Origin of the sequence: Maribacter sp. X9 (assembly GCF_048537565.1) — a bacterium.
GTDB lineage: Bacteria > Bacteroidota > Bacteroidia > Flavobacteriales > Flavobacteriaceae > Maribacter.
The window spans coordinates 3,649,368-3,674,111 of the sequence record NZ_CP183215.1 but is presented as its reverse complement, the minus strand read 5'-3'; the positions used below and the strand labels follow the sequence as shown (position 1 = coordinate 3,674,111).

Here is a 24,744-nt window from a genome sequence, read left to right as displayed (position 1 = left end):
AAAGCGTTCCATTTTTGGTAGTTCAATATATAAATCGGATATTAACTGCTCTATTTTTAACAATAGAACAAACATTAGGGCCTGTCTTTCAAAGATGACTAGATTTGCTAAAAATTAAACTACACTATGTCCAACGTAACAGTTCACTCATTATTTTCAGATTTTGATATTAGTCTATTTAAAAGTGGTAAGCATTACCGGCTTTATGAGAAACTGGGATCACATATAGTGGAAGTTGATGGCGTAGAAGGCACTTACTTTGCAGTTTGGGCCCCTACGGCAAAATCAGTTTCGGTGGTCGGAAATTTTAATGGTTGGAATGTAGATGAACATAAACTTAATGTGCGATGGGATTCTAGCGGAATATGGGAAGGTTTTATTCCGAACGTAGGTAAAGGAGAGATTTATAAATATAAGATACAGTCCAACAATAATGATATTTGGACCGAAAAAGCAGACCCCTTTGCGCGGTATTGTGAGCAACCTCCTAAAACCGCCTCAATCGTTTGGACCGCCGACCATAGGTGGAATGACAAGGCGTGGATGGGTTACAGAAAAGATAAGAACGGTTTGGACAAGCCTTATTCCGTATACGAAGTGCATTTGGGCTCGTGGAAAAAAAATGCCGAGAACAAGTTTTTGACCTATAAAGAATTTGCAAATGATTTGGTTTCCTATGTAAAAGAAATGGGATATACCCATGTAGAATTCATGCCAATCATGGAATATCCCTACGATCCATCATGGGGGTATCAATTAACTGGGTATTTTGCACCGACTTCTAGATTTGGCTCACCTGAAGAATTTAAATTATTGGTCGATACTTTCCACCAGAATGATATAGGTGTTATTTTGGATTGGGTGCCATCCCATTTTCCCGAAGATGCGCATGGACTTGGCTTTTTTGATGGTTCACACTTATATGAACATCCAGATAGAAAAAAAGGATATCATACCGATTGGAAAAGCCTTATATTCAACTATGGTAGAAATGAAGTACGAGCCTTTCTGATTAGTAATGCCCTATTTTGGTTAGACGAATTTCACGTAGATGGTTTGCGGGTCGATGCCGTAGCCTCTATGCTATACTTGGACTATTCTAGGGAAGAAGGAGAGTGGGAACCTAATATATACGGTAATAACGAAAATTTAGAGGCCATTTCTTTTATTCGTGAATTGAATGAGGCGGTATACTCAAATTATGATGGTGTACAGACCATTGCAGAAGAATCTACCGCATTTTCAGGGGTTACAAGGGCAGTGGAATATGGAGGATTGGGCTTTGGAATGAAATGGATGATGGGGTGGATGCATGATACCTTGAAATACTTTAAAAAAGAATCGATCTATAGAAGACATCATCAGAATGATCTTACATTTAGTTTGACCTATGCGTTTACAGAACATTTTATGTTGCCTTTTTCACATGATGAAGTCGTATACGGAAAGCAATCGCTAGTATACAGAATGCCAGGTGATGAATGGCAGCGGTTTGCCAATTTGAGATTACTTTTTGGTTATATGTTTACACATCCCGGTACAAAGTTAACGTTTATGGGAGGTGAATTCGGACAAACATCCGAATGGAATTTTGAACAAAGTTTAGATTGGCATTTATTGCAATATGATGGCCATGCAGGCATTCAAGACTTTGTGAAAGATTTGAACCACTTGTATAAAAATTCGCCCGCTTTATATGAAAAACAATTTAGTCCCGAAGGGTTTCAATGGATAGATTATAGCGATCATGAAAATTCAATTCTCACTTATGTGCGTAAAGGCCACAATCCAGAAAATGATTTAATAATCGCCTGTAATTTCACCCCTGTTCCCCGAGAGAATTATAGAATTGGCATTCCGAAAAAGGGGAAGATCAAAGAAATTTTGAACAGCGATGATAAAAAGTATGGTGGTGGCGGAAATTTAAATAGTTCGATCAAAACGTCGACCCAATCCTCACATGGGCATAAAAAATCAATTGAAATCACCATCCCTCCCTTGGGAATCGTAATATTAAAATAATTGGTACTTACACGTTCAATAGAAGGTTTTTTGTTCATTTTATAATTCGTGCTTTTAATGTTTTTATATTCCTTAAAATAGCAATTTCATGATTACGAATACAGACCTTGAATATAAAGGCAATCTATATCCAAATCACATCGTCGAGTTCAAGCAGGATACAGATAAGTTATATTTCACTACTGAAAATGGGGTTGTTCTACAAATAACTATTCTTAGGGGCAGTGTTATACGTTTTAGGTATGCGACCAATTACAACTTTGAACCCGATTTTTCTTATGCCATAGACCCAGAAGGCACTATGGGATATAGCAAATTGGAAGTGGAGGAAAACGATACGGAATACGTCATTACTACGGCGAGGTTAAAGATTTTAGTGGATAAGAAAACAACACGAATTCAAATATCCGACTTGGACGGTACAATAATCAATGAAGATGAACTCGGTTTTCATTGGGAAGAAAATTATCAATACGGTGGTAACACTGTAAAAATGAGCAAGATTACCCAAACGGGAGAAAGTTTCTACGGTATGGGTGATAAGGCCATGCATAGTAACCTTAAAGGCAAGAAGGTAGAAAATTGGGTGACCGATCAATTTGCCTATGGCAAAGAACAAGATCCTTTGTATAAGGCCATTCCCTTTTATATTGGGCTGAATAAAGGTAAGGCTTATGGAATTTTCTTTGACAATAGCTTTAAGTCACAATTCGATTTTTCTTTTGAACGAAGAAACACCACAAGTTTTTGGGCAGAAGGAGGGGAAATGAACTATTATTTCATTTATGGACCAGAAATGGAGCGAGTGGTAAGTTCGTATTCAAATCTAACCGGTACCCCAGAATTACCACCTTTATGGGCCCTAGGTTTTCATCAATCCAAATGGAGTTATTATCCTGAAAGCAACGTTAAGGAAATAGCCAGTGAATTTAGAAATCTTCGAATTCCGTGTGACGCCATCTATCTTGATATAGATTACATGGATGGCTTTCGATGTTTCACTTGGGATAAGAAGCACTTTCCGGATCCCAAAAGAATGATAGCAGAACTGGAAGAAGATGGTTTTAAGACCGTAATCATGATCGACCCAGGAATTAAGATTGACCGAGATTATTGGGTCTATACTGAAGCTTTGGAAAATGGCTATTTCTGCCAACGCGGCGATGGACCGCTAATGCACGGAAAGGTTTGGCCCGGTGATTGTCATTTCCCAGATTTCACAAACCCCGAAGTGCGTGAATGGTGGGCAGAATTGTACAAGGAGTTTATGGCAGAACTTGGTGTACACGCCGTATGGAACGATATGAATGAACCTGCGGTGATGGAAGTCCCTACCAAAACAGCACCGTTAGATACCAGGCATGATTATGACGGTCACCCTTGCACGCATAGAAAAGCACATAATGTATACGGAATGCAAATGGTAAGGGCTACGTATGAGGGGGTTAAGAAATATGTATATCCAAAACGTCCTTTCGTTATCACTAGGGCTGCTTTCGCAGGAACTCAGCGCTATGCATCTACGTGGACGGGTGATAATGTAGCCACTTGGGAACATCTATGGATAGCCAATGTGCAGATGCAACGCATGTGCTTAAGTGGTTATTCATTTGTAGGTTCCGATATTGGCGGATTCGCAGAACAGCCAGATGGAGAACTATTTGCACGATGGATTCAATTAGGAATTTTTCATCCATTTTGTAGGGTACATTCCAGTGGTGATCACGGTGATCAAGAGCCATGGTCGTTTGGTGCTGAAATAACCGATATCGTTAGAAAGTTCATAGAATTGCGTTATCAACTGCTACCCTATTTGTATACCATGTTCTATAAATATACCAAAGATAATAAGCCAATGATACAATCGTTGGTGTTATTTGACCAAGACGATTCTCAAACACATTTTAGAACAGACGAATTCATTTTTGGAGAAAAAATCTTAGTGTGTCCGATACAGGAACCGAATGCTCACGGACGTAGAATGTATATTCCTAGAGGACGATGGTATGATTTTTGGACCCACGAACCTGTAATGGGAGGTGCCGAGAAATGGGTCGCTGCGGGATTGGACAAGTTGCCGATTTTTATAAAGGAAGGTGCTATTATTCCAAAATATCCAGTGCAGCAATATGTAGGTGAAAAGAAAATAGAAGAGTTGTTGTTAGAAGTATATTACAAAGAAGGGGTAGAAGTCTCAGAAGTTTATGAAGATGCCACCAATGGGTACGATTATAACAAAGGGAGGTATTCTCTTTGTAATTTTAAATTGACGGGCAAAGAAAAGTCACTCACGATACAGTTGTTCAAAGACGGTAGTTTTGAAACAGAATACGAAACAATTAAACTCAATTTTCATGGCCTTCCTTTTAAAATGGATAAAATCATGTTAGATAATGAAGAAATTTCATTGAAAAACATTGCATTGAACAGTGAAAATGTTTTGCGAATAGACAAAAACTTTACACTATTACATATAACCGAAAAGTCATAACTTCGTATTTTGTAAAGGTATTTCTTAAAATATGAATATGAAAAAAATAATAATAGTAGTAGCGGTATTCATTGGGGTAACTGCCTGTAAGGTAAATCCTTTCACAGGTCAAAAAACCTTAAACTTTTATCCCAATAGCCAAATATTCCCATCGGCATTTGCACAGTATGACCAGTTTCTGTCCGAGAACAAAGTTGTAAAAGGAACCGCAGATGCCCAAATGATAACAAAAGTTGGACAACGTATATCGGCAGCGGCCGAGCGATGGCTGTCTGCAAATGGGTATCCAGGGTATTTAAAGGATTATAAATGGGAGTATCATTTGGTCGATGATAAAACCGTGAACGCTTGGTGCATGCCCGGTGGGAAAATAGTTTTTTATACGGGTATCTTGCCTATTTGTCAAGGAGAAACAGGAGTTGCTGTAGTTATGGGGCATGAGGTCGCACATGCTTTGGCCGATCATGGTGCGCAACGCATGAGTGCCGGTACTCTTCAGCAATTAGGAGCAGTAGCGGGAAATGTCGCCATTAGCGATCCCAATAAAAGAAATTTATTCAATCAAGCGTATGGAATCGGTTCACAAGTAGGGGTGATGTTGCCTTTTAGTAGGGGTCATGAAACGGAGGCCGACCGCATCGGGTTACAGATAATGGCTATTGCAGGATACAACCCCTACGAGGCGGCCGAACTATGGAAACGTATGAAGGCACAGAGTGGAGGAGATTCGCCTCCAGAGTTTATGAGCACACACCCTTCTAACGATACGCGAATTAACAACTTAACGGCATGGGCTCCATTGGCCGAAGAGGAAGCTGCAAAATTTGGAGTCACTAAATTCAACTAAGAATTGAACCTTTAAAGTATATTGAAGCCGCTCCGAAAGGGCGGCTTTATTTTAATGATATGTCAAGAACATTGGTTTTAAAAGGAAGTAAAAAATTATTGAATGCCTGGGCGTTTTATGATTGGGCTAATTCTGTGTATAGTCTAGTTATTTCCTCTGCCGTTTTCCCCATTTTTTATGGTGCGTTGTTCAGAGTTGCTGGCATTGAAAAAGTGACCATTTTTGGGGGTGAGATTTCACGGGCACCTTTGATCAGTTACACTACGTCCCTAGCTTTCGTTTGCATAGCCATAATTACACCTTTAATATCAGGTATTGCCGATTATTTGGGGAACAAGAAGATATTTATGCAGTTTTTTTGTTATCTAGGTGGACTTTCCTGTATTGGGTTATATTGGTTTTCTTTAGAAAATATTTATATAGGATTGCTTTGCTATTTCTTAGGGTTGGTTGGTTTTTGGGTAAGTTTTGCGATTAACAATTCCTATTTGCCCGATATTGCTTTCTCAGAACAACAGGATGCCATAAGTGCCAAGGGTTTTTCTTTGGGCTATGTAGGTAGTGTTATCCTCTTGATCTTTAATTTAGCCATGGTAATGAAACCCGAGGTATTTGGAATTATTACTGACGAAAGTGGGACGGCGGAAATAAAGGCTATGAAATATTCTTTCGTGACTGTAGGCATTTGGTGGGTACTTTTTGCGCAATACAGTTTCTATTATTTACCCAAGGGGCACAAAAAGGAAGGAAAACGAAAAAATATTTTATTCAATGGCTTTAAGGAACTACGATTGGTATGGCGACAACTTGGAGACCAGATTAAATTAAAACGTTATTTGGTGGCCTTTTTTGTGTACAGCATGGCAGTTCAAACGGTGATGTTGATTGCAACCTATTTTGGGGAAGAAGAAATAGCTTGGGGAACGGATTCCGAAAGAACGACCGGATTGATCATAAGTATTTTGGTAATACAACTAGTGGCCATATTCGGTGCTACAGCTACGGCTAGGGCCTCCAAAAATTTCGGTAATATCAGAACCTTGATCGTGGTCAATGCACTTTGGGTTGGTATATGTGTTTATGCCTATTTTCTAAAAACACCTACCGATTTTTATATTGCCGCCGGATGTGTAGGTCTAGTAATGGGTGGTATTCAAGCATTATCCCGGTCCACCTATTCCAAATTCTTGCCAGAAACCAATGATACGGCCTCTTTCTTTAGCTTTTATGATGTAGCAGAGAAAATTGGTATCATCATCGGAACATTTCTATATGGCTTCATAGCTCAGGCAACAGGAGGTATGCGAAGTTCTATCATCTTTTTAGGGCTCTTCTTTTTAATAGGGATGTTTTTGTTGTTACGTGTAAAGAAATAAATGGGATGCCCTTGTCATTTTTTTGTATTTGTTTTATGGGAAGAGAGATTTTAATCATTGATTTGTAATACTTAATCGTTTATTTGAATGAACTGAACGATATTATCCTATTGCCCAAGTATTATTTAATTATTTTGTAAAGAGAAACATTATTATTTAAAATGAAAAAAAACCATTCTTCGGGGAAGGGTAAGGTCTACCTATTTTCCTTCTACTTATTTTTTACCATAATATTCGGTGCGGTATGTCAAAGTCCGGCATCTCCCGATATCAGAGAGATTGCCAAAGGTGGCGCATGGAATTGGAGTATGGATGAAAGAGCCGTGTTTCACAATGGTTATTTGTTCGTTGGATATGCTTTAAGCGATGGGCGTGTAGGTATTACTAGATATAACCCCATTACAAATGAAAAAAGTGAAAGTATTATTTCAACCACCAATTCTCAACAAAGAGATGACCACGTAGCACCATCGATAACGATTTTATCCGATGGTAGATTATTGGCTATGCATACACGACATTTAGGGCACGAATTTTTTTATAGAATTTCAAATAATACTACTCCAAGAAATAATGGTGATTGGGGACCAGAAATTAAGTGGGATCTGAACACAACGAATCTTTTTTCAAATACGTATGCTCTTTCTAATGAGAATAATTCGGTGTATAATTTTTATAGAGGAATAAACGACAATCCAACGGTATCTATTTCAAGGGACGATGCTGCTACTTGGGAAGATCCCATCCAACTAATTAGAACAACTGGGGATGGACTTCAAAGACCTTACCCCAAGTTCGCGACAGATGGATTAAGCAGAATAGATTTCACATATACTGACGGGCATCCAAGAATAACTTCTAATTCGATTTATCATCTTTATTATGAAAACGGGTCCTTTTATAGGTCTAACGGGAGCTTTTTCAAAAGCTTTCAAAATCTCCCAATTCAACATGATAATGGAGAAAGAGGAACGGTGGTTTATCAGTTCTCAACGTCCCCATGGCAAAATGGGCAGAACGCCAATGATTATATCCCCAACGCACCTGCATGGACTTGGGATATGGCCTATCAGGCCGACGGCAAACCTGTAACCGTATTTCAAGCCAGTCTTGATTCTTCTACTGAACCGAATAATTTTCGGGCAACAAGGATTTTTTACTATTATGCAAGATGGACCGGAACTACTTGGCAAAAACGCATGATAGCTAAAGCCGGGAGATCACTCTATGATAAAGAAATGGATTATTCAGGCGGTATTGCGATAGATCCAGATAATCCGAATGTGGTTTATATTTCTACCAATGCACAAGATCCATTTGATTTACGTTGGGAAGGTACTGATATAGCCTTGAATACTAACGAACGTTACGAGATTTGGAAAGGAATCACCAATGATAACGGGCTAACTTTTTCTTGGGAGCCGATAACCCAAAATTCTTCAGTAGATAATTTACGTCCTATAGTTCCAAAAAACCATGGTCAAGATCAGCATGCTATATGGTTTAGAGGTCGGTATTCTAGTTATGAGGGTGACTGGAATACGGATATAGTTGGCTTATTTGGTAATACCGCAGTTAAAACTGTCACAGGCGTATCCTTGTCCCCAGGCGAGCTCTCTTTACCGGTCGATGGATCCTCGACGCTGACCGCCACGGTAAGTCCTTCGGATGCGACGGACCGTTCTGTGGTTTGGGGCACGAGCGATCCATCCATTGCGACTGTGGATGCGAACGGGAGGGTCACTGCTGTAGGCGTAGGCTCCGCTACGGTGACGGTCACCACTGTGGACGGTGGTTACAGTGCCACCACGGAAGTAATGGTAGTTTCCCGGGATATACCCGTCAGCGGGGTATCCTTGTCCCCAGGCGAGCTCTCTTTACCGGTCGATGGATCCTCGACGCTGACCGCCACGGTAAGTCCTTCGGATGCGACGGACCGTTCTGTGGTTTGGGACACGAGCGACCCATCCATTGCGACTGTGGATGCGAACGGGAGGGTCACAGGAGTCAGTGAAGGCTCCGTTACGGTGACGGTCACCACTGTGGACGGTGGTTACAGGTCCACCACGGAAGTAACGGTAGTTTCCCGGGATATACCCGTCAGCGGGGTATCCTTGTCCCCAGGCGAGCTCTCTTTACCGGTCGATGGATCCTCGACGCTGACCGCCACGGTAAGTCCTTCGGATGCGACGGACCGTTCTGTGGTTTGGGAGACGAGCGATCCATCCATTGCGACTGTGGATGCGAACGGGAGGGTCACTGCTGTAGGCGTAGGCTCCGCTACGGTGACGGTCACCACTGTGGACGGTGGTTACAGGTCCACCACGGAAGTAACGGTAGTTTCCCGGGATATACCCGTCAGCGGGGTATCCTTGTCCCCAGGCGAGCTCTCTTTACCGGTCGATGGATCCTCGACGCTGACCGCCACGGTAAGTCCTTCGGATGCGACGGACCGTTCTGTGGTTTGGGGCACGAGCGACCCATCCATTGCGACTGTGGATGCGAACGGGAGGGTCACTGCTGTAGGCGTAGGCTCCGCTACCGTGACGGTCACCACTGTGGATGGGAATTACAGTGCCAGCGCAGCGTTGACTGTGGTTTCAAACTACATATCACTTAGCGGAATATCGTTGAGTCCCGGAGAACTTTCTTTATCGGTCGATGGATCCTCGACGTTGACCGCCACGGTAAGTCCTTCGGATGCGACGGACCGTTCTGTGGTTTGGGAAACGAGCGATCCCAGTATTGTTACTGTAGATTCGAATGGAACGGTTACAGGAGTCAGTGAAGGCTCTGCTACGGTCACGGTTACTACAGTCGACGGAAATATTTCAGCTACGGCAACCATAATCGTTACGGACATAGTAATGTTGATTGCGCCAAATCCTGCTACGTCGGTACTTTATTTATATTTCTATTCACCTGAACCGATGGATGTCAATAAAATAAATATTTATGATAATATGGGAAGGTTCATTAAGGCGTTTAACGATCCGACAGCTATTCTTCTAGATGATAATCTTTATGGCCTTAGTGTCGATGGACTTTCATCTGGAATTTACTTTATAGAAGGTGAGACGAGCGATGGAAATCATAAAAAACAAGCTATAATCAAATAAATTAGATTTTGAAATTAAATTAAAAAAGCTGCTATGTTAGGCAGCTTTTTTCAACAGTTGATTGTTCGTTTTAATTGTTCGTTATCCTTTGGAAATATCTCCAGAGCCTGAGCTTTTAGTGTCAATTTTTTGAGGATTACCGCGATAAGAAATATCACCGGAACCTGAAACCCGTGCCTTGATTGATTTATTAGCGGTTACTTGTATGTCGGCAGATCCTGATATTGTTGCCGAAACATTATCGGCTTCCAAATTATACGCCTCAATGTCACCACTTCCTGAAACAGTAGCATCAAAATCAATTGTACGTCCCGTTAAAGTAATATCGCCAGAACCTGACATACTAGCTGAAATGGAGTCGGTATCCAAATCTAAAGTGATATCCCCTGAACCGGACATAGCTGTGCTGAATTCATTTGCTTTAATCTTCGTTTTACCAACAATATCTCCAGAACCCGACATTGAAACAGAATTTATGGATTCTACAGGTACTGTAATACGTATTTCAGATTTCCAACTACTTGTTTTAAGGTTTAAACCTTTCTCAGGTTTTATGACCAATTTTCCGTTTTGAACTTCTGTAATGATATGTTCCAATAGGTTTTCTTCTCCCTGAAGGGTCACTTTGCCTTCGGTTCCTGCTACAAGATCAACATCGAACCAGCCAGATAAAGCAACACCATCATAATCTCCTGTGTTTCTTTCAATGGTAACGTGGTTTCCGTTTCCTTTTATGGTCTTACCCCACTGCGCTGAGCAGGATAGTGAAAGTAAACCTGTACAGATTAATACGCTTAATTTTTTCATGTTTTTCATTTTTGATTGATTGATTATTTTTTAGTAAAATTTATTCCTCCGTAGTCACTTGAAAGTGTTATTTTATTGCCACTACCTTTTGAACCGTAGTACCCTTCATAATGTTTATTTGATGATTTTTCTGTACTTACGTTTATGGTGAAATCATCTTTTCCATTTACACTAGCATAGCTTGTTGTAATGTCGAAATCGAAATGGTATTGCGAATTGTATCCAATCTTAATGCCGGTATAATCTGTTCTGATGTTTACATCCCCGGCATCAGGAGCCAATTCATCAATTCTTACGGCTCCATAGTCTGCTATGATGTCGACAGTTCCGTGCACTACACCCAAATCTACAGTTATATAGTCCCCATTACCGTGAATGTTTTTCAACTCAGAGATATCCATATTTCCATAATCACTTGAATAATCTAGATTTTCCATGTTACCGATATTGGCATTGGTGTAATCTGCTTTTATGACGAGGTCACCGGCCTTGTCGATGGTAAAACCTGAATAATCTGCTCGAATTTCGCCACTGTTGATATAGCCTATGGTAGATTTAGAGGTGTAATCAAAATTCAATTGATTGTTTCTACCGTGTAATTCACCTAATTCTAACCTGCCATAATCACAGCTGATTTTAGCATGGCCATCAATACGGTCTAGGATAATATTGCCATAGTCATTGTTTAAATCCACATTGTTTTTTACAGGAACCTTTATGGTGTAATTGATCTGCATGTTTACATTGTTGTTGTTACCCCAACTCCAGCCCCATCCATTATTCCTATTGTTAAATATAGTTTCTGCAGAAACCCTATCGTTACCGGCTTCAAAATCTACTGAAATTTCATCCAATTTTTTCTGAACCTTATCTTCATTGTTCCCATTTGTTTTTATCTGTACTTCTATTACTACACGGTTTTCGTTCCAAGAAGTAATGTTTAGATTTCCATAGGAATTCTTGACCTGCAGTAAAGCATTCGGGTTTACATTGAATTCTTTTTTAATTGTTTTCTCTTTGGTATACCTTCCGTTTAAATCTCGGTCATGAGCGGTTAAGGTAGCTGCTGAAAAAATCAGCAGTATGCATATGGCTTTAAATAATATAGTTCGCATCATTTGTATGTTTTAAGTTTTTAATAGTCTCTATTTGGATCATTACCTCGTTCAATAAATCGATCCTGGTCTGAAAATTAGTAATCATGGCACTTAAAATTAATTTGGTGTTTCCACCATTCACTAAATCTTGTTCCATTTTACTATAGTTTAATTCCAATTTTTTTAATTGAGACATTGCGTCTTCAATTATCTGCTCAGTTTCAGGTGATTTTTCTGACTTGAGCTCCTTTACCTGTTCCTCTATTAGGCTTGCGAAGTAAAACTGGGTTTTGGAAGCTTCGGGAGAAATTTCGGCCACCTGCTCGTCAATGGTATTTTCGGTATCCAATTGAAAGAGTCCTACGGTCAGCAAAAGTGCTATTGCAGCGGCAATTGAGACGTATTTCATCCAATTGTTTTTCTTTTGAGAAGCCATTACAACAACTTCTTTAGAAGCATTTAATTTAGTTAAAAAGCGTTCTTGATGCCCTTGCTTAGGTTCTTCATTATCAAATTTTCCTTGTAGCTCAATGAACAGCTTTTCGATATTATCTTTTTCCATCAATTTGTTGCAATTAGTTTTTGTCTTAAATTTTCTTTCGCCCTTGAAACCGTCGTTCTACAATTGGCATAACTAATATTCATAATCTCACTAATTTCTTCGTAATCATAACCCTCAATTAAATGTAAGGTCAAAGAAATCCTGTAATTGTCTTTTAATCCCTTCATGGTTTCCATCACTTTTTGAGCCTTTAGTTCTGTAAACACATGATCGGAGGCAATTCCATCAGTATCTTCGACCTTGTACAATACCTCATCTAATGCAACTTCATTTTTTTTCTGTTGCTTTCTATATTGATAAATGCTGTTGTTGATCACAATACGTTTCAACCAGGATCCAAAAGTTACCTCGCCTTTGAAAGTATGCAGTTTCGTAAACGCGCTTAAAAACGATTCTTGCATAATATCTTCCGCTTGGGCTGTATCCTTTACGATACGTACCGCTGTATTGAACATTGCCTTGTAATACCTGTTGTACACTTCTAGCTGTGCACTCTGTTTACCGGCCATGCATGCTTGCAATAGCTCATCAATATGTTCTCTTTGTTGGCTCAAAAAGTGATTGGTTTATGAAATGATGATCCAATTTACTGTTTGTTACAGTTTCCAGAATTTATTTCTAACGATTTTTAATATAGATACAGTTTGTAATTTTTTTACTAATTGTTTTTGTTGGCACAAGAATTGAAATAATAGCAATTAAAAAATAGTATACATTACTGTGTTCCCTAACTATTATAGGACTTTACAGTAATTTTGTATAATTTATAAAAATAAAATTCTGTTCGTTTAGTGACAGAATGACTGATATATGAGTATGGGAGATTCTAAATTTTCAAATTTTGACAATATGTCCTTGCAGGGAATCGATCAGGATTCTGAATTGATACCATTATTGACCCCCGAAGACGAGGAGCAAATGAACAGTGAGACCTTACCGGAAACTTTACCTATTCTACCTTTGCGTAATACCGTATTGTTTCCAGGGGTTGTGATACCCATCACTGCGGGTAGGGATAAAAGTATTCGTTTGATAAAGGATGCGAATAATGGTTCGAAAGTAATTGGGGTAGTTTCCCAAAAGGATGAGGAAACTGAAAACCCAGATGTTCAAGATATAAACACGTTAGGTACCGTTGCAAAAATATTACGGGTATTACAAATGCCCGATGGTAATACAACGGTTATCATACAAGGGAAAAAGCGGTTTGAGATTGCAGAGGTTTTGACCAAGAAGCCTTATATAACCGCAACGGTTAGAGAAACCAACGAAATTAGGCCCGATAAGCACAATAAAGAGTTTTTGGCCATTATTGAGTCCATTAAAGATTTAGCGCTGAAAATCATCAGGGATAATCCTAATATTCCTAGTGAGGCTTCTTTCGCTATCAAAAATATTCAGAGCGATTCATTTCTAATTAATTTTGTCTCTTCAAATCTTAATCTTGATGTAAAGGCAAAACAAGAATTATTAGAAATCGGAAGTCTTCAGGATAGAGCCTTGGCCACTTTAAAATATATGAATGTAGAGTTGCAGAAATTGGAACTTAAAAACGACATTCAGTCAAAAGTTAGAAGTGATTTGGACCAACAACAACGTGAGTATTTCCTTCATCAGCAAATGAAAACCATTCAAGAAGAATTGGGCGGGGTTTCCTATGATGAAGAGTTGGAGGAAATGCGTGTGAAGTCCAAAAAGAAAAAATGGGGTAAAAAGGTAAAAGAGCATTTTGCAAAAGAATTGTCAAAAATGCAACGCATGAATCCGCAAGTAGCTGAATATTCCATTCAACGTAACTATCTGGATCTGTTACTTGATTTACCTTGGAACGAGTATTCTAAAGATAAATTCGACTTAAAACGAGCCCAACGTATTTTGGATCGGGATCATTACGGACTAGAAGATGTAAAACGTCGCATCATTGAATATTTGGCCGTTTTGAAATTGAGAAACGATATGAAGTCACCCATTCTGTGTCTTTACGGGCCTCCCGGGGTCGGTAAGACCTCCTTGGGGAAATCTGTTGCAGAAGCATTGGGAAGGGAATATGTAAGAATGTCTTTGGGTGGTTTGCGTGATGAGGCTGAAATTAGGGGACATCGTAAAACCTATATAGGTGCAATGCCCGGTAGAATCATCCAAAGTCTTAAGAAAGCGGGCACTTCTAATCCCGTGTTCATTTTGGATGAGATAGATAAATTATCCAATAGTAATCAAGGAGATCCTTCGTCTGCCATGTTAGAAGTTTTGGATCCTGAACAGAATAGTGATTTTCATGATAACTTCTTGGAGATGGGATATGATCTTTCTAAGGTAATGTTCGTTGCTACGGCAAATAACCTAGGGGATATTCAGCCAGCTTTACGGGATCGCATGGAAATTATCCATGTAAGCGGTTATACCATTGAGGAGAAAGTTGAGATTGCTAAAAAACACTTGTTGCCAAAACAATTGACAGAGCATGGTTTGAATACAGCTCACCTCAAGATAGGGAAACCACAGTTGGAGAAAATTGTAGAGGGATATACCCGTGAATCAGGAGTGCGTTCTCTAGAAAAGCAAATCGCCAAAATGGTGAGGTATGCCGCAAAATCGATTGCGATTGAGGAAGAATATGATATAAAAGTCAGCAATGAAGATATTGTTAAAGTATTGGGCGCACCAAAAATGGAGCGTGACAAGTACGAGAACAATGAAGTTGCCGGGGTCGTCACGGGCCTTGCATGGACGAGTGTTGGCGGGGATATTCTTTTTATAGAATCCATTCTTTCCAAAGGAAAAGGTGCCATGAGCATTACCGGTAATCTAGGAAAGGTAATGAAAGAGTCGGCAACGATTGCAATGGAATATATCAAGTCGAACGCTGAACGATTTGGAATCGACCCTGCGATTTTTGAAAAATATAACGTTCATATTCACGTGCCAGAAGGTGCTACCCCAAAAGATGGACCAAGTGCCGGTATAACCATGTTGACATCTTTAATTTCCTTGTTCACCCAAAAAAGAATTAAAAAGAGTTTGGCGATGACGGGTGAAATTACTTTAAGAGGAAAGGTTCTGCCAGTAGGGGGGATAAAGGAGAAAATACTTGCTGCTAAAAGGGCGCGTATCAAAGAAATTATTCTTTGTGCGGACAATGAGCGCGATATAAAGGAAATAAAGGAATCCTATTTAAAAGGCCTTACGTTTCATTATGTGAAAGAGATGTCCGAAGTAGTTGATATTGCTCTTACTGATGAGGATGTTAAGAACCCGAAAGAACTATAACCCATCTTTTCTTTATACATTTATATAAATGAAAAAAATCACTATAGCAGTAGACGGATTATCTTCTACAGGAAAAAGTACACTGGCCAAACAGTTGGCAAAGAAACTACATTACATTTATGTTGACAGCGGTGCCATGTATCGTGCTGTTACACTATATGCCATGCAAGAAGGGTTTATAGAAAATGGTGAAATAGCCAAAGCGGATTTGATAGAATCTTTAGATAAAATAGAGTTGAAATTTGTTTTTAATACTCATTTGGGTTTTGCTGAAATGTTTTTGAACGGCAAAAACGTGGAGCGGGAAATACGAACGCTTGAGGTTTCTAAAAATGTAAGTCAGGTTGCAGAATTGGAGCAAGTACGGACCAAATTAGTGGCTATGCAACAAGAAATGGGGAAGGAAAAAGGTGTTGTAATGGATGGCAGGGATATAGGAACGGTAGTTTTTCCTAATGCCGAGCTTAAAGTATTTATGACCGCTTCACCAGAAAAAAGGGCGGTTAGAAGATATAAGGAATTATTGGATAAAGGAGAGAACGTCAAGTACGAAGAAATATTGGAAAATGTGCAAAAGCGCGATTATATAGATTCTAACAGGCAAATATCACCTTTGGTAAAAGCCGATGATGCCATTGATTTTGATAATAGCGATGTGGGCTTGGATGATCAATTTCAGAGAATCTATGAACATGCATTGCGTATTATAGAGAAATAGCACAAAAAAAAGAGGCTAGCATTGCTAGCCTCTTTTTTTATTTTAAGGTTCTAGTTGTTATTTGTTTGGAATCACCAAAACCTGATCAGGATGAATCATATCCGGATTCTTCAAGATATTGGTATTGGCTTCAAAAATAGCGTTATACTTCATAGGGTCACCATAGTAGTGTTTTGCTATTTTACTTAGAGATTCGCCACTTTTTACAACATGTCTGTGGTATACTGAATCATCCGCCACGGTAATATTCGCTTTGATATCCGAAGGATGTTCACCTCCGATTTCTTTTATTTTATCCCAAATAATGTCTTTTTCATACTGTGTTTTTGCTTCACCTTTTACTTTAAGAATATCACCCTCAACGGTAACATTGCCATCTTTTATCCCTAATTGTTCACCTAGGTCCAATACGGGCTGGTACTTTTCTTTTACACTCATGATACTAAATTTATAATGGTTAATATTTGATTTTTAAAGATAGTTATATTAAAATAATTGCGATTTAAAAACGTCCAAGAATATTTATATGAACATCTATATGTTGTCAGTTGTCTCTTATGGAAAAAAGTTGTAGTTTTGCACACCTTTTTTGCAAGGAATTCAAGAGAAAAAGGGCGTGAAAACCAATAAGATAACTGCTTTCATAGTCGTTGCCTAAGTCTTGATAAGATTATGGAATACAAATTAATGATCAGCAAATGGCTGAAGAAAAAACAACTGCTGAAGTAGAAGAAACTACTGAAGCTACACAACAAAATGCTGTAGAGACTCCACAGCAAGACCCACAAGAATTTTTAGAAAACTTTAATTGGGACAAATACGAACAAGGAATTGAGCGTGTTGATGACTCCAAATTGAAAGAATTCGAAGAATTAGTCGCTGAAAATTTCGTTGATACTGCCGATGAGGAGGTAGTTGAGGGAACAGTAGTTTACATTACTGACAGAGAGGCGATCATTGACATCAATGCAAAATCTGAAGGGGTGATTTCCTTGAACGAATTTCGTTACAACCCAGGTTTAAAGGTTGGTGACAAAGTTGAGGTGTTGATCGATATCCGTGAGGACAAAAGTGGTCAATTGGTACTGTCTCACAGAAAAGCAAGGACTATCATGGCATGGGATCGTGTTAACGCGGCTCATGACAAAGAAGAAATCGTTAGTGGTTTTGTGAAGTGCAGAACTAAAGGCGGTATGATCGTTGATGTTTTTGGAATTGAGGCGTTCTTGCCAGGTTCTCAAATCGATGTGAAACCGATCCGTGATTACGATCAGTATGTGAACAAAACAATGGAATTCAAGGTGGTGAAAATCAACCACGAATTTAAGAACGTTGTTGTTTCTCATAAAGCACTTATTGAAGCGGATATTGAAGAACAGAAAAAAGAAATCATTAGCCAACTTGAAAAAGGACAAGTATTGGAAGGTGTTGTTAAGAACATTACTTCTTACGGTGTCTTTATCGATCTTGGTGGCGTTGATGGTTTGGTTCACATTACTGATCTTTCTTGGAGCAGAATCAATCACCCGAACGAGGTTGTTGAATTAGATCAGAAATTAAACGTTGTAATTCTTGATTTTGATGAAAACAAATCTAGAATTCAATTAGGACTTAAGCAATTAGAGAAGCATCCTTGGGAGGCGTTAAGTGATGAAATCAAAATTGGAGACAAAGTAAAAGGTAAAGTAGTCGTTATAGCTGATTACGGTGCGTTTATAGAAGTTGTTGAAGGTGTTGAAGGTTTGATCCACGTATCTGAAATGTCATGGTCTACACATTTACGTTCCGCTCAGGATTTCGTGAACGTAGGCGATGAAGTTGAGGCCATTGTATTGACTTTGGATCGTGAGGATCGTAAAATGTCTCTTGGTATCAAGCAATTGACACCAGACCCTTGGACCGATATTACGACTAAATATCCAGTAGGTTCTAAGCATAAAGGTATTGTGCGTAACTTCACTAACTTTGGTGTTTTCGTAGAATTGGAAGAAGGAATTGACGGGTTGATCTATATCTCCGATCTTTCTTGGACCAAGAAAATCAAACATCCATCTGAATTCACCAATGTAGGTGATACATTAGAGGTCGAGGTATTGGAATTGGATGTTGATGGCCGCAAGTTAAGCTTGGGTCATAAACAAACTACTGAGAACCCTTGGGATAAGTACGAAACTGATTTCGCATTGGGTACTGTACATACCGGAACAATTTCTGATGTTGTTGATAAAGGTGCTACCATAGAATTTAACGAGGATATTACTGCATTTGTACCACAACGTCACTTAGAAAAAGAAGATGGTAAAAAACTAGGTAAAGGCGATGAAGCTGAATTCAAGATCATTGAGTTCAATAAAGACTTCAAACGTGTCGTAGCTAGTCATACCGCTATTTTCCGTGAAGAAGAGCAACGTAATGTAAAAGCGGCTGTCAAAAGACAAGCGGCCAGTGCAGATGAAGCTAAACCTACTTTAGGTGATGCCAACGATGCATTGCAAGCGTTGAAGGATAAAATGGAAGCAGCGGATTCTAAAAAGAAGAAGTAATTCTATACATATCATTACCTTGTAAAAGGATTTTAGAGTAAAGCCCAGAACATATCGTTCTGGGCTTTTTTTAGTTTAATATTAATTAATTTGTTCCCTGATCCAATTGTAAATTTCTTCTAAAACTACCGGAGAAATGGTCTGTTCAATCTGAGCATATTCCGTAGGTGAACCTGTTTCGCTTTCTTGGAACATGTGATTTAATCCAGGGAATTCTTTCAGAGTGATATTTTTGTTTCCACCTTTTTGAAGCGCATTTTCAATAGCTGATAAATTTTCCTTGGCAGGCACCTGAAGGTCTTTACTGCCGTTTATCGCTAACACGGGACATGTGACTTTTTCAAGCGCAGTTGCTGGGTTATAGGATAGAAAATAACGCATCCAAGGATTGTTCAATATATTGACCTGTGTCTTTATGAAGGAAGAGTCTTTACTGATCCCGGTAGGCAGTTCAGCATCTGGGATGCTGCTCAGTGTATTTTTCAAGTAGGGGGTCAATTCAGCATCAACTTCATTCTTGTCTTTATTTTCTACGATAATACTGAAAGCACCTTTATTAATTTTATTTGAAGCTCTGAGTTGGGCATTGGTCATTCCTATAGATTTACCGATCAATTCTTGTTGTAAGAGCAAAAGAGAATCTCCGCGAATTCCTGTTCCGGCCATCAAAATTATAAAATCGATATTCTTATTTCTTGATGCAACCATAGGAGCTATAAGTCCGCCTTCACTATGTCCGATCAATCCGATGTGGTTTTTATCTATATCGTCTCTTGAAATTAAATAGTTCGTTGCACTTTCAACATCCAAAGCAAAATCTGCTGAGGTTGCTTCTGAGAAATTACCGGTCGATTTCCCAAAACCTCTGTCATCGTATCTTAAAACAGCAATGCCTTTTCTGGTTAGGAAATCCGATAGAACTAAAAAGGGCTTATGACCTAACAGGGCCTCATCGCGATCTTGTGGCCCGCTTCCACTGATTAAAATAACAACTGGATATGTTTTGCTGTTCTTTGGTTTTGTAAAGGTTCCGCTGAGGGTGACATCCCCATTTTCAAACATTACTTCCTCTTCTGAATAGGGGAAAGGTCTAATTGGTTCTTGGGCCGTTGTGCGTTTTTTATCCTTAGGTTTTTCCCGTGATAGTTTTAATGGAATCTTAAATCCGTTTTGACCAAAGTTTCCGGTAAAAGTACTGTCCGCTAAAGTTGCCCTATAGCTCGCATTCAGTTTGCTCATGATGATTTCAATATTGAGTCCATCGAACTTGACGGTATCTACCGAAATCCCAAAACTGCCTTGATCCGGACTGTCAAGTGTTCCATGATATGTACCGTTTTTCTTTTCAATATGAAATACAATGTTTAGTTGTGGAGCTTCTAATTTCCCATACCAATCTCCTTCGATATCTTGTGAGACTAAAGAACCTATAACGCTGAAAATTAGATATAAGAAGAGATGTTTCTTCAAATTAGTCATTTACCATTATTTTAGGTTTTAAGGTACAAAAGAATGTTTAACCTGAACCTAATAAGCAATAAATGCGCTACTTAGATTATTTTTCAGCTAAGAAAAGACATACTACTAACGATAAGAAGTTGTTTGGTATTAACTATCGTTTAAATGGTGATACCTGATTATTTGGTATTTTAATTGATTTTTCGTTTAACAAACCAAAGGTCTTCCAAGCTTAGATTCAATGTCAGCATGTGATAATTTTCCTTTACCAATACGTTTTTAACGATACCCTTGGCTCCATAGCTATACGAAAGGTTGATCATAGAATGGGTTCCCCTGCTCGTTGGGATGCCAATACCTGCTGTAATATTATACCCTTCGATTTTAGTATTGCTAATCGACAGGTAACCATTGTCATAATTATAGCCTAATCTATACCTTAATTTTTGAGCGTATTTGTAACTATTAGGGTCTTTTGTGTATTCAAGCCCTATGGCATAAATATCTTGATTGCTGTAACTGCCTATATTCTCTGTTTGGTATGTGGCATCCCAAAAATTTTTCTTGTAATCCGCACTTATAGTTACTTCTTCAAAAGGCTTTGCGCTTAAACCGAACCCAAGCTCCAAGGGCAGTTTAAAATCGGAGACATTATCCGTTTTTTCATCTTCTACGGTGATATCCGTTCCGTACATGTTTTTGAGTACAGACCTTTTTACTTGTCCGTTTATACTTGTGGGTAACTGCACAGTACTTCCTAATGTTAAATTTTCGGTAACGTCCCACTGAAGACCAAGTCCAAATCTGGCGCCGGTATAGTTTGTTTTTTCGGTAGATTCAAAAGAGGTCGAACTATATACGAATGTTTCATTTTCTTCAATATTGCCGAATAAAAGGGACGCATTTAGACCTACTCTCAATTTATCTATTACCGAATAACCCAGGTTAAGCCTTAAATCATTCAGCCCTCCTAATCCATTTATATTGCTTTCAAAAGTTTCGTTTGATCCTTCTATATTGGTACTTATTCCAACTAAAGAATAGCCAACATCACTATAGGGCACTAAGGTTATGCCCGCTCCTAAATTTTCCATAATTCTGAAGCCTAGGGCCAAATTAGAAAAATTCACAGTTGTTTTACCGTCAGATGTTCCTTTATTGCTGTATTGGTTGGTTTTACCAGTTACACCAATGTCATATAAAAAGGAGTTCTGGGGGATAAGGGCGTAACTTGCCGGATTCAAATTATTAAGTTCGTATGCTGATTTTACAGCAATACCACTATACCCAAGTCCGTTGAATTTGCCGATACTGGTTTGGTTGATGATTCCCAATCCGTAAAGGGAGTAAGGGGAACTTGTTAAGGCTTCTGACTGTGCTTCAATGTGATATGTACATATTAATAAAAATACTATAATGCCAAATTTCATTCGATTAGTCTTCATCATATATCGCATAGGTTAATTCTAGAATAGTTTCGTTTTCGGCTCTACCGTTGGAGTTTAGTATAAATCGATCTACAGCACTATTATAATCTGAAGGGATTAGGATTAATGCACCCTCTACATCCCTGCTTCTTAATTGTAATTCTTCTAAGTAATAGGCCAAGGAGATTTCATAATAGATATCACTGTATTCTTGATTATCCCTTTTAAGAATAGCATTTACGGTAGAAGATTCTGCGATACTTAATTGCTCAAGTAAATTATTGTTGTTATCTACGATATAAACCGCTAGTGTGTCTTTCAGTTTTAAATTATCATCATAGGACTGTGGTGTGGGTTTAATTTTTAATACTCCACTAATAATAGTCCCTTCGCCCGGAATATCGTAGAGGTTTTCTATAGTTGGAAATTGGATCCGCATCGCAATTCCAATACCTGATTGTATAAAACTCTGACCACCTGATTCTGAGCTTGCAAGATTAATTTCTCGATCTGTCAGTGTTTGGAGATATTCTTTTGGATTCTCAGCGACAATACTATTGAAAAAGGGTATGGGCGAATTGCTGGAGTTTATTTGAATATCCAAATAATCGTCAATATTTCCATCTGACTCGGCAACACTAAAATATAATCGGATATACGTTTTTTCGGAAGCTTTTGAAAAACCAATGATAGAACCGTCATCGGTATCACCGGGGATAAGGCCTAATCCTTTGAAATAATCCGTGAATTCAGAACCATTGACAATTTTTTTATTCTGTAGTTTTGAGAATATATCCCCACCAAAATCGTCTATAAGGGGAATGGTTATAGAATCACCTGATAGAGGACGGGGTTTATATTCTAAAGAGCCAAGGTCCTCTTCATCATAGGAAGCCGTACTTGTATTATAAAAATAATCATCCTCACCTTTTGGTTTTAATTCAGTGTTGACTTTCTTAATGTGTAACGTGTTCGTTAGTAGGGTATCATTATAGTAATAATGGTCTAATCCCAACACCAAGATAATGCTGTCGAACTGCGCATCTGAGTCTATAGTATAGGTGGTAGGTAGCATTTGCATAAAGCTAGAGGCCTTTACCGTTCCAAAAACAGTATCATTATACTTTCCTGCCAAAATTCTAGTAGATTCAGAGGTGGTGATACTATCGAATTTCATAGTGGAAGTACTAACGGTAAGGGTATCTATGCGTATTAAACGTATGTTACTATCAGTAAACGTTTCCCCTGCCACAAAATCAGAAGAATTATAATTTTCCTCGCTACAGGATATCATAGTAATAGATGAAATACTACTAAAGATTATAAAATGAATCCAGTTCATTTTTTTCATAAACATTCTCATTGGCTATTTAATTTTTGTCAAAGCTAAATGTCATCTTTCGTTGTTAAAACCCGAATAGACCAACTTAGAATGTTATAGGATGAAACTAGTTTTTTAAGCTACTAAGTAGATGGAAGTATTTGTAGATGAAAACTTGGTGTTGGTACGTTAAAAACATTCCTAGATATATTCTGTTTTTATTATGTTACGACCTCTTTTAGTTTTGAAACGGGAAATACAAAAACTAAAATATAAAAGACAATGAATAGATTCAATTCCAATTTTTATAAAATAGCGGGTATAACATTATTGGTTATGTGTATATCAAGTTGCTCAAGTGATGATGATGACGATTTGGGTAACTGGGTAGATAGGTCGGTATTTGATGGTAGCGCTCGTAGTAGTGTATCAGGTTTTACCATTGATAATATAGGCTATATGGGCGTAGGGTATGATGGGGATGATTACCTAACTTCTTTTTGGAGTTATGATATTGAAGGTAATTATTGGGCGCAAAAAGCAGATTTTCCAGGTGTAGCAAGAAATGCAGCCGTAGGTTTTGAGGTTGATGGCAAGGGGTATATAGGAACGGGTTATGACGGAGTCGATGAATTAAGTGATTTTTATACCTATGACCCGGTATCGAATACTTGGGCAGAGATTGCTCCTTATCCAACAGTTAGAAGAAACGCAGTAGCTTTTGGTGTGAATGGTAATGGGTATGTGGGTACCGGCTATGATGGTGATAATGACCGTAAAGACTTTTGGAAATATGATCCGAAAACAGATACTTGGGTAGAATTAGTAGGTTATGGAGGAAATAAAAGAAGGTCTGCCACAAGCTTTACCATAAACGGTTTAGTATACTTGGGTACAGGTGTTTCAAACGGAGTGTATTTAGATGATTTTTGGGTATTTGATCCTACCACCGAGAGTTGGACCGAGAAGTTGGACTTGGACGAAGAAGACGAATACAACATAAAGCGCAGTAGCGCAGTAGGTTTTACCTTAAATGGCTATGGATATATAGCATGTGGCGAATCAAGTGGCACCACGAATACGGTTTGGGAATATGATCCTTCTACTGACGAATGGGAGCAGAAAACTAATTTTGAGGGCACAACACGGCAAGATGCCATTACATTCTCTAACGGAACCCGTGCTTTTATAGGAATGGGTAGAACAGGAAGCCTTTACTTGGATGACTTGGACGAGTTTTTCCCCTCGGATGAATATGATGATGAAGATTAGTTATTTTTATGAGAGGTGTTATTGTTAATTATTTGGGCCAATCTCTAGAGATTGGCCCATTTTTAAACATTTATTTATGAGTTATGCTTCAAAGATTACTTGGGTTATCATCTTATTTTTTACCATCTTTTTCAGTTATACTTTTTATGATAATTTAAAGTATAGCCCTAAAAGTTCATTGCATTGTGAAACAATTCGGGTAAAAAATGGTTTTGGTTATAAAATAAGTAATGGTGAAAAAGTATTGATTTTACAGGAATTTATTCCAGGTATCTCTGGTGAACAGAGTTTTGATACCGAATCACAAGCATTATCAGTTGGTAATTTGGTAATTTGGAAATTGGAAAATGGTAAATCTCCGATTTTGAAGCCATCAGATTTAGAAAGATTGAATATTCCTTAACAGTACCTTGAATT

General features: G+C 38.6%; 18 protein-coding genes. 10 read left to right on the top strand and 8 right to left on the bottom strand.

The window, feature by feature from the left end; translation table 11 throughout:
• The first annotated feature begins 126 nt into the window (after window positions 1-126).
• The 5 genes from glgB (at window position 127) to ACNR9Q_RS15635 (ending at window position 9,855) form a co-directional block, all read left to right on the top strand.
• Window positions 127-2,022, top strand: coding sequence for a 1,4-alpha-glucan branching protein GlgB (gene glgB, locus ACNR9Q_RS15655; protein WP_419212164.1), 1,896 nt, complete (start codon window positions 127-129; stop codon window positions 2,020-2,022).
• Window positions 2,023-2,110: 88 nt separating this feature from the next.
• A complete protein-coding gene (locus ACNR9Q_RS15650; protein WP_419212163.1) occupies window positions 2,111-4,513 on the top strand; it encodes a glycoside hydrolase family 31 protein in 2,403 nt (800 codons plus the stop codon).
• A gap of 37 nt (window positions 4,514-4,550) precedes the next feature.
• Window positions 4,551-5,360, top strand: a complete 810-nt coding sequence (locus ACNR9Q_RS15645) for a M48 family metallopeptidase (RefSeq protein WP_419212162.1) — start codon at window positions 4,551-4,553, stop codon at window positions 5,358-5,360.
• A gap of 59 nt (window positions 5,361-5,419) precedes the next feature.
• The gene (locus ACNR9Q_RS15640) at window positions 5,420-6,736 is read left to right on the top strand and encodes an MFS transporter (protein WP_419212161.1); all 1,317 of its coding nucleotides are present in this window, start codon (window positions 5,420-5,422) and stop codon (window positions 6,734-6,736) included.
• 161 nt (window positions 6,737-6,897) lie between these two features.
• Window positions 6,898-9,855, top strand: a complete 2,958-nt coding sequence (locus tag ACNR9Q_RS15635) for an Ig-like domain-containing protein (protein ID WP_419212160.1) — start codon at window positions 6,898-6,900, stop codon at window positions 9,853-9,855.
• Between the two features lie 81 nt (window positions 9,856-9,936).
• On the opposite strand, the gene ACNR9Q_RS15630 is transcribed toward ACNR9Q_RS15635, so the two are convergent.
• From ACNR9Q_RS15630 to ACNR9Q_RS15615, 4 genes are read right to left on the bottom strand one after another with little or no spacing between them, the layout of a single operon-like run.
• The gene (locus tag ACNR9Q_RS15630; RefSeq protein WP_419212159.1) at window positions 9,937-10,662 is read right to left on the bottom strand and encodes a head GIN domain-containing protein; all 726 of its coding nucleotides are present in this window, start codon (window positions 10,660-10,662) and stop codon (window positions 9,937-9,939) included.
• 23 nt (window positions 10,663-10,685) lie between these two features.
• Window positions 10,686-11,777: a hypothetical protein gene (locus tag ACNR9Q_RS15625; RefSeq protein ID WP_419214291.1), complete on the bottom strand. Its 1,092-nt coding sequence runs from the start codon at window positions 11,775-11,777 to the stop codon at window positions 10,686-10,688.
• Window positions 11,758-12,321 carry a hypothetical protein gene (locus tag ACNR9Q_RS15620; protein ID WP_419212158.1) on the bottom strand — a complete coding sequence of 188 codons (564 nt, stop codon included), beginning with the start codon at window positions 12,319-12,321 and terminating at the stop codon, window positions 11,758-11,760. The genes ACNR9Q_RS15625 and ACNR9Q_RS15620 overlap by 20 nt, the downstream gene beginning before the upstream one ends.
• Window positions 12,321-12,875: an RNA polymerase sigma factor gene (locus ACNR9Q_RS15615; RefSeq protein WP_419212157.1), complete on the bottom strand. Its 555-nt coding sequence runs from the start codon at window positions 12,873-12,875 to the stop codon at window positions 12,321-12,323. Before ACNR9Q_RS15615 ends, ACNR9Q_RS15620 begins: the two co-directional genes overlap by 1 nt.
• 262 nt (window positions 12,876-13,137) lie before the next feature.
• Here ACNR9Q_RS15615 and lon point away from each other — a divergent pair, with 262 nt between their 5' ends.
• Together lon and cmk are read left to right on the top strand one after the other, a co-directional pair.
• Window positions 13,138-15,588: an endopeptidase La gene (gene lon / locus ACNR9Q_RS15610; protein ID WP_419212156.1), complete on the top strand. Its 2,451-nt coding sequence runs from the start codon at window positions 13,138-13,140 to the stop codon at window positions 15,586-15,588.
• A 28-nt stretch (window positions 15,589-15,616) separates the two neighbouring features.
• Window positions 15,617-16,306, top strand: coding sequence for a (d)CMP kinase (gene cmk, locus ACNR9Q_RS15605; RefSeq protein ID WP_419212155.1), 690 nt, complete (start codon window positions 15,617-15,619; stop codon window positions 16,304-16,306).
• Between the two features lie 57 nt (window positions 16,307-16,363).
• Here cmk and ACNR9Q_RS15600 read toward each other — a convergent pair whose 3' ends face one another.
• The gene (locus ACNR9Q_RS15600; protein ID WP_419212154.1) at window positions 16,364-16,744 is read right to left on the bottom strand and encodes a LysM peptidoglycan-binding domain-containing protein; all 381 of its coding nucleotides are present in this window, start codon (window positions 16,742-16,744) and stop codon (window positions 16,364-16,366) included.
• 260 nt (window positions 16,745-17,004) lie between these two features.
• On the opposite strand from ACNR9Q_RS15600, the gene rpsA reads away from it, so the two are divergent.
• Window positions 17,005-18,849 carry a 30S ribosomal protein S1 gene (rpsA, locus tag ACNR9Q_RS15595; protein WP_419212153.1) on the top strand — a complete coding sequence of 615 codons (1,845 nt, stop codon included), beginning with the start codon at window positions 17,005-17,007 and terminating at the stop codon, window positions 18,847-18,849.
• A gap of 81 nt (window positions 18,850-18,930) precedes the next feature.
• Here rpsA and ACNR9Q_RS15590 read toward each other — a convergent pair whose 3' ends face one another.
• The 3 genes from ACNR9Q_RS15590 to ACNR9Q_RS15580 form a co-directional block, all read right to left on the bottom strand.
• Window positions 18,931-20,328 carry an alpha/beta hydrolase family protein gene (locus ACNR9Q_RS15590; RefSeq protein WP_419212152.1) on the bottom strand — a complete coding sequence of 466 codons (1,398 nt, stop codon included), beginning with the start codon at window positions 20,326-20,328 and terminating at the stop codon, window positions 18,931-18,933.
• A 170-nt stretch (window positions 20,329-20,498) separates the two neighbouring features.
• Window positions 20,499-21,755, bottom strand: a complete 1,257-nt coding sequence (locus ACNR9Q_RS15585) for an OmpP1/FadL family transporter (RefSeq protein ID WP_419212151.1) — start codon at window positions 21,753-21,755, stop codon at window positions 20,499-20,501.
• The gene (locus tag ACNR9Q_RS15580) at window positions 21,742-23,085 is read right to left on the bottom strand and encodes a DUF4270 family protein (RefSeq protein WP_419212150.1); all 1,344 of its coding nucleotides are present in this window, start codon (window positions 23,083-23,085) and stop codon (window positions 21,742-21,744) included. The genes ACNR9Q_RS15585 and ACNR9Q_RS15580 overlap by 14 nt, the downstream gene beginning before the upstream one ends.
• 252 nt (window positions 23,086-23,337) lie before the next feature.
• Here ACNR9Q_RS15580 and ACNR9Q_RS15575 point away from each other — a divergent pair, with 252 nt between their 5' ends.
• Entirely contained in the window at window positions 23,338-24,327 is a 990-nt protein-coding gene (locus ACNR9Q_RS15575) for a Kelch repeat-containing protein (protein WP_419212149.1), read from the top strand.
• A gap of 76 nt (window positions 24,328-24,403) precedes the next feature.
• Window positions 24,404-24,730, top strand: coding sequence for a DUF4907 domain-containing protein (locus ACNR9Q_RS15570; RefSeq protein ID WP_419212148.1), 327 nt, complete (start codon window positions 24,404-24,406; stop codon window positions 24,728-24,730).
• Window positions 24,731-24,744: the final 14 nt, after the last annotated feature.

Excerpts from the sequence above, each read along its gene's own strand:
- glgB (WP_419212164.1), top strand. The coding sequence starts at position 127 with ATGTCCAACGTAACAGTTCACTCATTATTTTCAGATTTTGATATTAGT.
- ACNR9Q_RS15650 (WP_419212163.1), top strand. The coding sequence starts at position 2,111 with ATGATTACGAATACAGACCTTGAATATAAAGGCAATCTATATCCAAAT.
- ACNR9Q_RS15645 (WP_419212162.1), top strand. The coding sequence starts at position 4,551 with ATGAAAAAAATAATAATAGTAGTAGCGGTATTCATTGGGGTAACTGCC.
- ACNR9Q_RS15640 (WP_419212161.1), top strand. The coding sequence starts at position 5,420 with ATGTCAAGAACATTGGTTTTAAAAGGAAGTAAAAAATTATTGAATGCC.
- ACNR9Q_RS15635 (WP_419212160.1), top strand. The coding sequence starts at position 6,898 with ATGAAAAAAAACCATTCTTCGGGGAAGGGTAAGGTCTACCTATTTTCC.
- ACNR9Q_RS15630 (WP_419212159.1), bottom strand. The coding sequence starts at position 10,662 with ATGAAAAAATTAAGCGTATTAATCTGTACAGGTTTACTTTCACTATCC.
- ACNR9Q_RS15625 (WP_419214291.1), bottom strand. The coding sequence starts at position 11,777 with ATGCGAACTATATTATTTAAAGCCATATGCATACTGCTGATTTTTTCA.
- ACNR9Q_RS15620 (WP_419212158.1), bottom strand. The coding sequence starts at position 12,321 with ATGGAAAAAGATAATATCGAAAAGCTGTTCATTGAGCTACAAGGAAAA.
- lon (WP_419212156.1), top strand. The coding sequence starts at position 13,138 with ATGGGAGATTCTAAATTTTCAAATTTTGACAATATGTCCTTGCAGGGA.
- cmk (WP_419212155.1), top strand. The coding sequence starts at position 15,617 with ATGAAAAAAATCACTATAGCAGTAGACGGATTATCTTCTACAGGAAAA.
- ACNR9Q_RS15600 (WP_419212154.1), bottom strand. The coding sequence starts at position 16,744 with ATGAGTGTAAAAGAAAAGTACCAGCCCGTATTGGACCTAGGTGAACAA.
- rpsA (WP_419212153.1), top strand. The coding sequence starts at position 17,005 with ATGGCTGAAGAAAAAACAACTGCTGAAGTAGAAGAAACTACTGAAGCT.
- ACNR9Q_RS15590 (WP_419212152.1), bottom strand. The coding sequence starts at position 20,328 with ATGACTAATTTGAAGAAACATCTCTTCTTATATCTAATTTTCAGCGTT.
- ACNR9Q_RS15585 (WP_419212151.1), bottom strand. The coding sequence starts at position 21,755 with ATGATGAAGACTAATCGAATGAAATTTGGCATTATAGTATTTTTATTA.
- ACNR9Q_RS15580 (WP_419212150.1), bottom strand. The coding sequence starts at position 23,085 with ATGAAAAAAATGAACTGGATTCATTTTATAATCTTTAGTAGTATTTCA.
- ACNR9Q_RS15575 (WP_419212149.1), top strand. The coding sequence starts at position 23,338 with ATGAATAGATTCAATTCCAATTTTTATAAAATAGCGGGTATAACATTA.
- ACNR9Q_RS15570 (WP_419212148.1), top strand. The coding sequence starts at position 24,404 with ATGAGTTATGCTTCAAAGATTACTTGGGTTATCATCTTATTTTTTACC.